General features: G+C 69.3%; 3 protein-coding genes. All 3 read left to right on the plus strand.

Annotation, left to right across the window (positions count from 1 at the left end; translation table 11 throughout):
- The first annotated feature begins 82 nt into the window (after window positions 1–82).
- Window positions 83–3,181, plus strand: a complete 3,099-nt coding sequence (locus QMX83_RS09260; RefSeq protein ID WP_282296336.1) for a YadA-like family protein — start codon at window positions 83–85, stop codon at window positions 3,179–3,181.
- A 74-nt stretch (window positions 3,182–3,255) separates the two neighbouring features.
- Window positions 3,256–5,028, plus strand: coding sequence for a S8 family peptidase (locus tag QMX83_RS09265; RefSeq protein WP_282296337.1), 1,773 nt, complete (start codon window positions 3,256–3,258; stop codon window positions 5,026–5,028).
- A gap of 76 nt (window positions 5,029–5,104) precedes the next feature.
- Window positions 5,105–7,504: a winged helix-turn-helix domain-containing protein gene (locus QMX83_RS09270; RefSeq protein WP_282296338.1), complete on the plus strand. Its 2,400-nt coding sequence runs from the start codon at window positions 5,105–5,107 to the stop codon at window positions 7,502–7,504.
- Window positions 7,505–7,556 lie beyond the last annotated feature (52 nt).

Raw genomic sequence — 7,556 nt, forward strand, 5'->3', positions numbered from 1 at the left:
CGATGACGCCAATGTCATCACCGGGTCATGCAAGGCGGGGCGGGTTGGGGCGTTCTAGGGGCTTCCCAACCCGAGCCCGACCATGCTGCCGATCACGCACACCCTGCATCGCAAAGCCCTCACCGCCGCTCTGCTGACCGTGTTGTCCCTGCCGGCGTATGCCGGGGTGAACTGCCAGCTGGTGGATGACGCCGGCACGCCGCTGCCCGTGGACAGCACCGCCACCGGCAGCGACGCGCTGGCCTGCGGTCCGGCCAGCCAGGCCAGCGGCGACCACAGTGCTGCGATGGGGGCATGGCTGGACCTGGACGGCGACGGCCTGGTCGACCCGAACGAGGTCACCTGGGCGCAGGGCGCCAATGCCACCGCCGTAGGTGCCGCCGCCCAGGCGCTGGGTGACAACAGCACCGCCATTGGTGTGCGTGCGGTCACCGCCACTGCGGGCAGCATCGCCATCGGCAACCAGGCGGGCGCGGTGCATGCCGGTATGACCACCACCACGACCACCACCTACACGCCGCCCACCAACAAAGCCAGCGCGACCACCACCGGGGCGAGCACGGCACCCGGCAGCAGCGTGAATTCCATTGCCGTCGGAGCCTCGGCCAGCGCCAACGGCAGCAACGACATCGCCATGGGCACCGGGGCCGCAGTACGCGCCATCAACGGCACGGTCAGCTTCAGCGAAGACGCCAGTGGTGTGGTGTCCAAGGTGGAAACGCTGGTGCAGGGCCCGGCCCAGAACTCGGTGGCCATCGGCAACGGAGCCAGCGTCAACGGCAACGGCTCGATCGCGCTGGGCAACGGGGCCACGGTGGACGGCAACAAGGGCGTGACCACCTACAACAGCAGCTGGACCTCGTTCTCGGGCATGACCACCCGCGAGGCGGCCATGAACTCCATCGCCATCGGCAACGGTGCGCGCTCGCAGGGCAACAACAACGTGGTGATCGGTGCCGGTGCCGGCACCGGCGGCGATTACCTCTACCTCAGCTACAGCCCGAACTGGCAGCCCGACCAGAACAACACCGTGATCGGTGCCAACGCGCAGGCGATTCGCGGGCCGGGTACGGCGGTCGGCTACACCAGCATCGCCTACAACCCGTATTCCACCGCCATGGGCTACATGTCCTACGCACTGGGCACCGGTTCGGTGGCAGTGGGCGGCTGGCTGGACTGGGCGCAGGCCTTCGGTGGCACCCCGCGCGGCCCCGGCGGCATCACCAACGCCTATGGCAAGGCATTCGCCACCAGCCTGGGCGCGGCTGCGTTCGGCAGCGGCACCTATGCCTTCGGCAACTACGGTACCGCCATCGGGCCGGCCGCCTCCACCGGTGACCGCGACACCGAGCACCCGGGCCCGAGCAGCATCACCCGCAACTACGACAGCGTTGACCCGACCGTGGTCTCCGGCTCGTACGCCGGCGGCTTCTACGCCCAGGCCGCGGGGCGCTCCAGCGTGGCGATTGGACGTGAATCCACCGCGGCCGACGCAGATGCGATTGCCATCGGCACGCAGAGCGTCGCGTACGGCCAGGCCAGCATCGCGCTGGGCGATCAGGCCACGGCCACCTGGCACCGCAACATCGCCATTGGCGAAAACGCCTATGCCGACGGTTACACCGGCACCGGCAACATCGCTTTCGGCCAGGACGCCCGCACCGCGGCCGGTGCCGGCGGCGAATCCAGCAATGCCATTGCCTTTGGCACCGGGGCCCAGGCGACCGAGACCTCGGCACTGGCGGTGGGCACCGGCAGCCTGGTCTCGGGCGTGGAGGGCACTGCCGTGGGCAGCGCTTCCCAGGCGCTGGCCGAGCACAGCGCCGCCTTCGGCTCGGGCAGCCAGGCGGTCGCCGCCAACGCCACCGCGCTGGGCACCTACGCCTACGCCGCCGGTGAGTCGGCGCTGGCCACCGGCACCAATGCCTTCGCGCTGGGTGGGTACAGCGTGGCCAGCGGTTACAACAGCTTTGCCGGTGCGGACAATGCGGTGGCCATCGGCAGCCTGGCGGTGGTGGACGGCACAGACGGCGTGGCCGTCGGCAGTGGCACCTACGTGTCCGGGTACAACAGCGTGGCGCTGGGCGCCAACAGCGTGGCAGACGAGGACGGCGTGGTCGCCGTTGGCAGTGCAGGCGCGGAGCGTCGCGTGGTGCACGTGGCCGATGCGGTCAACGCCACCGATGCGGTCAACAAGAGCCAGCTGGATGCGGTGGTGGCCGATGTTGGTGGCACCCTGGGCAGCCAGCTCGACAGTGTGGCCACCGCGCTGGGCGGCGGTGCCACGGTGGGCGGCGGTGGCATCAGCGCGCCGGCGTACACCTTCCAGGGCGGCTCCTTCAGCAACGTGGGCAGCACCTTCAGTGCCATCGATGCGGCGTTTACCGGCCTGAGCGGGCGGGTCAGCGCGCTGGAAGCGCAGGGGCCGAACCCTCCGGGACACGGCCCGTCGCCGGGCAACGGCCATGGCCTCGCATTGGGCACGGGTTCCAACGCCACGGATGCAAACGACACCGCTGTGGGCAACGGGGCCAATGTGCAGGCGGCCAACAGCGTCGCGGTGGGCAGCAACGCGCTGGTTGACGCCAGTGCTGACAATGCCGTCGCCGTGGGCGCGGACAGCCATGCCACCGCGTCCGGCTCGGTCGCGCTGGGGCAGGGCTCCATTGCCGATGAGGCCAACACGGTCTCGGTGGGCAATGCCACCCAGCAACGTCGGGTGACCCAGGTCGCCGCCGGCACGGCCGCCACGGATGCCACCAACGTGGCGCAGGTGCAGCAGGGTGACGCGGACACGCTGGCGTCAGCCAACAGCTACACCGATACCACCGCCACCCAGACCCTGGGCCGCGCCAACGCCTACACCGACGCCAGCCTGGCGGGTCTGAACGACAGCTTCAGCGGTCTGCGCGACGACGTGAACCGTCGCCTCGACCTGCAGGACAAACGCCTGGATCGCCAGGGCGCAATGGGCAGCGCGATGATGAACATGGCCATCAATGCCGCCGGCAGCCGCAGCCCGCGTGGCCGCGTTGCCGCCGGCGTGGGCTGGCAGAACGGCGAGAGCGCGCTGTCGGTCGGCTATTCCAAGGCCATCGGCGAGCGTGTCTCGATGAGCATCGGTGGTGCATTCAGCAGCGATGACCGCTCGGCCGGCATCGGCTTTGGCGTCGACCTGTAACTCCGTACACCACGTCCTCGTACGCGGTCGCCGCTGTGGCGGCCGCGCTTTCCCCGTCTGCCAGGAACCCTTTCATGATCTTCCGCCGTACCGCACTCAGCCTGCTGGTCGCCGCCGCCTGCGCGCCGGCCTTTGCCGGCACTGTCGACCTGACCGCGATCGACGATGCCACCGTGTCACCGCGTTTCATCGTTGCCTACAAGACGGGCAGCGCCGAGCGTACCCAGCCGGCCGCGCGCCAGCGTTCACTCGATGCGGCCGCCGGCCGTGCCCGCCCACAGATGGGCGCGCGCCTGGCCGGGCAGCAGAGCAGCGCTGCCCTGCAGATCAAGACCCTGCGCGGCACCTTCCGTGGCCAGCACGTGGTGCGTGCTTCGCAGCGCCTGGACCGCAGCCAGGCGGAAGTGCTGATGCGCGCCATCGCTGCCGACCCGAATGTGGAAAGCGTGCGGGTGGACCGCCTGATGCATCGCGCGGTCCTGCCCAATGACCCGGTGCTGGCAACGCACCAGATGTGGCACTACGGCACCGGTGCCGGTGGCGCGCGCATCACCAGCGCTTGGGGGGCCGGCGCATCCGGGACCGGAGTGGTGGTGGCCGTCATCGACACCGGAGCCACCCACCATGCCGATCTTGAGGCCAACCTGCTGCCGGGCTACGACTTCATTTCCGACGCGTTTGTCTCACACCGTGCCACCGACGAGCGGGTCCCCGGCGGCTGGGACATCGGCGACTACAGCGCGGTGAACGAATGCGGCACCGGTGCGCCGGCCAGCAACAGCAGCTGGCATGGCACGCATGTGAGCGGCACGATTGCCGAGGTCACCAACAACGCCAAGGGCGGGGCCGGCATCGCCTATAACGCCAAGGTCGTGCCGGTGCGCGTGCTCGGCCGCTGCGGTGGTTACACCTCCGACATCAACGACGCCATCGTATGGGCGGCGGGCGGGCACGTGGAAGGCGTGCCGGACAATGCCAACCCGGCGGAAGTGATCAACATGAGCCTGGGCGGCGCGCACGAATGCGATCCGGACACGCAGGCGGCGATCAATACCGCCGTCAGTCTCGGCACCGTGGTCGTGGTGGCGGCCGGCAATGACAACGCTCCGGTGACCGGGCATGCACCGGCCAGCTGCGCGAATGTGGTCACGGTTGGCGCGACCGGTTACGCCGGCCAGCGCGCCAGCTATTCAAACTATGGTGCCGGCATCGACCTGGCCGCGCCGGGTGGGGCCGGCACCGAGGGCAACCCGAACGGGTACATCTGGTCCACCCTCAACGACGGCACCACGGTGCCCGGCAATGACATCATGGCCGGCTACACCGGTACCTCGATGGCCACCCCGCATGTGGTCGGCGTGGTCGCGCTGATGCAGAGCGTGGCTGCGCAGCCGCTGACGCCATCGCAGGTGGAAGGGCTGCTCAAGGCCACCGCACGCGCCTTCCCGGTCAAGCAGAGCCAGCCCAACGGCAGCGGCCTGCTGGACGCGGCGGCGGCGGTGGAGCGGGCCCGGACGTTCGGCCAGCCGATTGACGGCACGCCGGCAACGCTGGGCACCGCCATGCTGCTGCCGGCGATGAGCACCGGACAGCGCGACCTGTACATCATCGACGTACCGGCCGGCAGCACCCGCCTGGATATCACCACCTATGGCGGACGCGGCGGCATGCAACTGCTGCTGGGCTATGAGATGGACCCGCTGCCCAACGGCAATGTCGGCAGCTCGGCGCGGCCGGGGGTCAACCAGACCGTGTCGCTGGCCAACCCAGCGCAGGGGCGCTACGCGCTGGCCATCTCGGCCACCGACGACACCAGCGGCGCGCGTCTGCTGGTCAAGGTGAACTGAGCGCACGCGCTGACCTGAATTCGGGGGGACTGTCGTAGGATGGTCCTCCCGTTTGCGTGTGCGACAGATCTGGCCGATGCGCCTTATCCATTATCGATTCGGCGATTTCGTGCTGGACCCCGCTGGACGCGAACTCACCCGCTGTGGTGAGCGCGTCGCGTTGCCGCTGAAGTCGCTGGAATGCCTGGTGTACCTGGTCGCGAACCGGCAACGTGCGGTCGGCCGCGATGAGCTGGTATCGGCGGTGTGGGGGCGCGCGGAGGTCAGTGACACGGTGATTACCCAGACCCTGCGCCGGGCGCGCAAGGCACTGGACGATGCCGGCGACCGCCAGGCGGTGATCCGGACCGTGTCCGGCTTTGGATACCGCTGGGTAGCCGAAGTGGAAGAAGTGGACGCGCAGGCCACGGTCGGGGTGCCGGAACCCGTGCCCGCCCCGGAACCCGCATCGATGCCCGATGCCGATGCCGATGCAGAGGTCGATGCCGAGTTCGAGGAAGAGGCAGACGCCGACGCCGTTGCCGACGCCGAGCGGGTGCCAGCGCCGGCATCGACCCCGGTGCGGAGCCGGCGTTGGCGGCCCGGGTGGGTTGCAGGCGCGCTGGCGCTCATGTTGACCCTTGGGCTGGGCGCGGCAGGCCTGTGGTACCTGCAGCATGCCGCCCGCACTGCCGAGGTGGAGGCTGTCGACAATCGCGTCGCCGTCCTGCCGGTGCGGGTGGAACCGGTGGATGCCGAACTGAGCTGGGTGCGGTTGGGGGCCATGGAGTACGCCGCCGAGCGCCTTCGATCAGCGCGCCTGCGGGTGACCCCGACGGACCAGGTGCTGCACCTCGATGCCGTGTTGCAGCGCAGTTCGCCCAACGCGACGGACCCGACCGCGCTGCGCGACCTGCGCATACGGAGCGATGCACGCTGGTTGATCGTTCCCTCAGCCCGTCGGGTCGGGTCGCAGTGGCGCGTGCAGCTGCGTTCAGTGGGCCGCGACGACGACATCAGCGTGGAGGGCACCGGCGACACCGCGCTGCAGGCGATGGCCGTCGCTACCGACAGCTGGTTGCGTCGTGTGGGTCGCAAAGCACCTGTGGCGGCGGTGCCCACGGCGGTGCAGGAACACCTGAGGCGGATCGACGCGGAATTGGATGCTGGGCAGCTGGATGCTGCACGGACGCAGATCAAAGATGCGCCGGCCGGGTTGCGTGACACCCCGATGCTGCGGGTGCGCGAAGGTCAACTCGAGTACCGCGCCGGTCACATGGATGCCGCCGCACGCCTCTTCCAGGCTGCGTTGGCGCAGGCCGGGCCGATTGAATCCGGCGTGCGTGCCAAGGGCCTGATGGGGCTGGGGGCCGTGGCATTGCGTGACGGCCAGCCGGAGCAGGCCAAGCGCCACTACAGCGAGGCGCTGGAGGCTGCAAAGACGACCGCGTCGACGCAGGATGTCAGCCTGCTGGGCAATGCCTACAACGGACGCGGCGTGGCGCAGGTGCAGCTGGGTCAGCTGGATGCCGCCGTGGCCGACCTGGGCCATGCACGGATTGCCATGCAGCGCAGTGGCGATGTGGTTTCTGCGGCCATGGTGGGTTCGAACCTGGGTCGGCTGGAGGCGCTGCGCAATCACTGGCCGCAGGCTTTGCAGGAGTTCGACAACGCCGCAGAAGTATTCCGCCGCTACCAGGTCTACGACTATTTCGTCGCGACGTTGGTGTCCAAAGCGAACGCCGAATTGGCGGTGGTGCAGCCGGATGCAGCGGCACGTACGGTGGAGCGCAGCGAGGAACTGTTGCAGCGTGTGGAAGACACCCAGTTGCTGGCTGTGGCGCGCACCGCGCAGGTCGAGGTGGCGCTGGCGAACGGACAGCTGGCACGCGCGCGTGAGCTGCTGCGTGTCATGCCAACATCGGGCATGGCGGGCCAGTCACTGGTGCGCCTGCAGATGGCCGACGCCCTGGCACGCGGCGACCAGGCGGGTGGGGCGCAGCTTGCCGCCCGGCTGCCGGACCTGGCCGAATTGCTGCAGCCGGCGACATTGGCCGTGGCGGTCCAGGCAGCGGGCAGTCGCGCCGCAGCCCAGCGTTGGATGACCCGCTACGAAGCGCAGCAGCCACCGCAGCAGGCATTACAGGCGACAGCTGCCTGGTCGGTTGCGGCCGTACTGGCGCGCTTTGGTGACAGCATCCGTGCATTGCAGGCCGCAGATGCCGCGTTGACCATCGCCAATCGTGACGGCAGTCCCAGCGAGCGGATCCGCGCCAATCTCCTGCGCGCCCGGATATTGATCGACGCCGGCCGTCTGGACGATGCCACCGCGGTGTTGGGTGAGCTGGATGCCTACACCGCCGTTGACTATCGCGTAGCGTGGTTCGCATGGACCCTTTACACACGGCGTGGCGAGGTGGACCTGGCGAGCAGTGCGGAGAAGCAGGCCCGCGCGCTGGCGGGCGAGCGCGCGCTGGAGGCCGTCCCGCTGTTGTAGAGCCGGGCTTGCCCGGCTGGCGGTTATCCGGATGCATCAGCCGGGCAAGCCC

Origin of the sequence: Stenotrophomonas sp. PS02289, assembly GCF_029960115.1 — a bacterium.
GTDB lineage: Bacteria > Pseudomonadota > Gammaproteobacteria > Xanthomonadales > Xanthomonadaceae > Stenotrophomonas.

What these genes read in the sequence shown, in the direction of transcription:
- QMX83_RS09260 (WP_282296336.1), top strand. Translation starts at nt 83, where the DNA reads ATGCTGCCGATCACGCACACCCTGCATCGCAAAGCCCTCACCGCCGCT.
- QMX83_RS09270 (WP_282296338.1), top strand. Translation starts at nt 5,105, where the DNA reads ATGCGCCTTATCCATTATCGATTCGGCGATTTCGTGCTGGACCCCGCT.
- QMX83_RS09265 (WP_282296337.1), top strand. Translation starts at nt 3,256, where the DNA reads ATGATCTTCCGCCGTACCGCACTCAGCCTGCTGGTCGCCGCCGCCTGC.